The 2,933-nt window shown below is 69.1% G+C and carries 2 protein-coding genes and 1 pseudogene; 1 reads left to right on the top strand and 2 read right to left on the bottom strand.

Annotated elements, in window-relative coordinates:
* Together ACIA79_RS33495 and ACIA79_RS33490 are read right to left on the bottom strand one after the other, a co-directional pair.
* Positions 1-782, bottom strand: a pseudogene (locus tag ACIA79_RS33495) (Fe-S oxidoreductase); the annotation flags it as partial.
* Positions 783-866: 84 nt separating this feature from the next.
* Positions 867-1,541, bottom strand: a complete 675-nt coding sequence (locus tag ACIA79_RS33490; protein WP_399432199.1) for a sugar transferase — start codon at positions 1,539-1,541, stop codon at positions 867-869.
* 300 nt (positions 1,542-1,841) lie between these two features.
* Here ACIA79_RS33490 and ACIA79_RS33485 point away from each other — a divergent pair.
* On the top strand, positions 1,842-2,933 hold a 1,092-nt coding region (locus ACIA79_RS33485), incomplete at its 3' end, for an Hsp70 family protein (RefSeq protein WP_399432198.1).

The raw sequence follows: 2,933 nt of genomic DNA, 5'->3' as shown, positions 1-2,933 counted from the left end.
GCACCCAGCGCGGTGGAACCATCGGCGTTCCGCTTGAACCAGATGTTCGGGAAACCGAGGAACCGGTGCCACGCCACACCCATGTTGGTGTTGAGCGAGACCGTGATCATCCAGACCATGGTCGTGCCCAGCTTGATCATGGCGAAGAGGTAGACCAGGTTCTGCAGGGCACCGACGCTGAGGCCCTCGAAGAGCAGGACCAGGGGGTACGAGGCGAAGTACGCGGCCTCGTAGTGGTCGACGTGGTGCAGGGCGCCTTCGAGGCCGCGCAGGACGTAGATGGCCAGGCCGATGGTGAGGATGACGTACTCGACGAAGTACGCCTGGCCCATCTTCGAGCCCGCGAAGCGGGACTTGCGGCCCGGACGCGAGGGCAGGTTCAGCAGGCGGATGACGATGAGCGTGGCGATGCCGAGGGTGGTCATCGCACCGATGAACTCGATGTAGAGCTCGTAGGGGAGGAAGCCGCCGAGCACCGGCAGCGTCCAGTCGGCCTGGAACAGCTGGCCGTACGCCGTGATGATCGTCGGCGGCAGCGTCAGGAAGCCGACCGCCACGAACCAGTGGGCGACGCCGACGATGCCCCACCGGTTCATCCGCGTGTGGCCGAGGAACTCCCGTACCAGGGTCACGCTGCGCTGGTAGGGGTTGTCGGTCCGGCTGCCGGCCGGGACCGGCTGGCCCAGCCTGAAGTACCGGACGAACTGGCCGATGGCGCGGGCGAGCAGCGCAACGCCGACCACGGTCAGGGTCAGCGACACAATGATCGCGGCGAGTTGCATGGGGGCTCCTCGGGCCTGCGAGGTGGGGGAAACTTAGGTACTACTAAGCGGTAACTTATTCAGTTCGATGCTGAGCGTACCCACTTATTCCGCCGCACTGTAGCCGCGTGCGCGGTGATCTGCGTCGCTCGCCCGGGCCGTGGGCACCAGGGTCCGGAGCAGCAGCGCAAGGTCGAGTCCCAGCCAATGGTGCTCGACGTAGTGCTGGTCGAGCAGCAGGGGCTCGTTCCAGGGCAGTCCGGAGTGCCGCCGTGCCTGGGCGAGGCCGGTCAGGCCGGGCCGGACGCTCCCGCGCCAGGGGGCCGCGGCGCCGGGTGCGCCGGGGGCCAGCGGGGCCGGACCGACCAGCGACATCTCGCCACGTACGACGTGGGGGAGCTGGGACAGCAGCCGCAGGCCGGGCCGCCGGGTCGCCAGCCGGCGCAGGGTGAAGGGCCGGCCGCCCAGGCCGGTGCGCGTCTCGCGCGCGAAGACACCGTCGGCGGGTCTTCGCAGGGCGACGGCGGCGGTGGCCGCGGCGAGCAGCGGAGCGGTCAGGACCAGGAGCGCCGAGCCGAGGAGCAGGTCCAGCAGGCGCTTGGGGGCCGGGGCGCGCAGCCGGGGCCTGCCGCCGAAGGCTCCGGCGCGCGGGCCGCGCGGGGCGGCGGGCCCCGGCGGGGTGGACGGGCCGGGCGGGGTGGACGGGCCGGGCGGGGCGGGCGGGCCGGGCGGGGCGGGGACGCCGGGCCGGTCGGACAGGGGAGGCAGGGGTCGTCGCATGGAGGGCACCCGACCGTTTCGTCAATCCGTAAGACGCGAAGAACGCGGCTTTTGTCGTCTTCCAGGAACGATCGCATGGTGAGGTGCGCCATGGGTAGAGCGTGTCGGTATGCGGCGGGTCGCGCGGCGGCCCTGGCGGGCGGGGCGGGGTGTGCGGGCCTGCTTGGACGGTGGCGCGGAGGCTGCTTGCGCATAAGCACCCGATAAAAGCTGAGCCGCCTCGACTCAGGTCTGTTGACTCGATTCCCCCGGTCGTGCATCCTTGAGCCTGTTCCACTCAAGTCAGCTGGAGGAATCGAAATGGCACGTGCGGTCGGCATCGACCTGGGCACGACTAACTCCGTCGTCAGCGTTCTGGAAGGCGGCGAGCCCACCGTCATCACCAACGCCGAGGGCGCCAGGACCACGCCGTCCGTCGTCGCCTTCGCGAAGAACGGCGAGGTGCTCGTCGGCGAGGTGGCCAAGCGTCAGGCGGTCACCAACGTCGACCGGACCATCCGGTCCGTCAAGCGCCACATGGGCACCGACTGGAAGATCGAGCTCGACGGGAAGAACTTCAACCCGCAGCAGATCAGCGCCTTCATCCTGCAGAAGCTGAAGCGGGACGCCGAGGCGTACCTGGGCGAGAAGGTCACCGACGCGGTCATCACCGTGCCGGCGTACTTCAACGACTCCGAGCGCCAGGCCACCAAGGAGGCCGGCGAGATCGCGGGCCTGAACGTCCTGCGCATCGTCAACGAGCCGACGGCCGCTGCCCTGGCGTACGGCCTCGACAAGGACGACCAGACCATCCTGGTCTTCGACCTCGGTGGCGGCACCTTCGACGTCTCGCTGCTGGAGATCGGCGACGGCGTCGTCGAGGTGAAGGCCACCAACGGCGACAACCACCTCGGTGGTGACGACTGGGACCAGCGCGTCGTCGACTACCTGGTCAAGCAGTTCCAGTCCGGGCACGGCGTGGACCTGTCCAAGGACAAGATGGCGCTGCAGCGTCTGCGCGAGGCGGCCGAGAAGGCCAAGATCGAGCTGTCCTCGTCCACCGAGACCTCGATCAACCTGCCCTACATCACGGCGTCCGCCGAGGGCCCGCTGCACCTGGACGAGAAGCTCACCCGCGCCCAGTTCCAGCAGCTGACCGCGGACCTGCTGGAACGCTGCAAGGTTCCGTTCCACAACGTCATCAAGGACGCGGGCATCCAGCTCTCCGAGATCGACCACGTCGTTCTCGTCGGTGGCTCCACCCGCATGCCGGCCGTCGCCGAGCTCGTCAAGGAGCTGACCGGCGGCAAGGAGGCCAACAAGGGTGTGAACCCGGACGAGGTCGTCGCCATCGGCGCCTCGCTCCAGGCCGGTGTCCTCAAGGGTGAGGTCAAGGACGTCCTGCTCCTCGAC

The organism is Streptomyces sp. NPDC051310, assembly GCF_044455245.1.
Classification (GTDB): Bacteria; Actinomycetota; Actinomycetes; order Streptomycetales; family Streptomycetaceae; genus Streptomyces.
Note: the sequence above shows the minus strand (reverse complement) of the source record. Positions and strands in the feature narration are given on the sequence as shown.

Excerpts from the sequence above, each read along its gene's own strand:
- ACIA79_RS33490 (WP_399432199.1), bottom strand. The coding sequence starts at position 1,541 with ATGCGACGACCCCTGCCTCCCCTGTCCGACCGGCCCGGCGTCCCCGCC.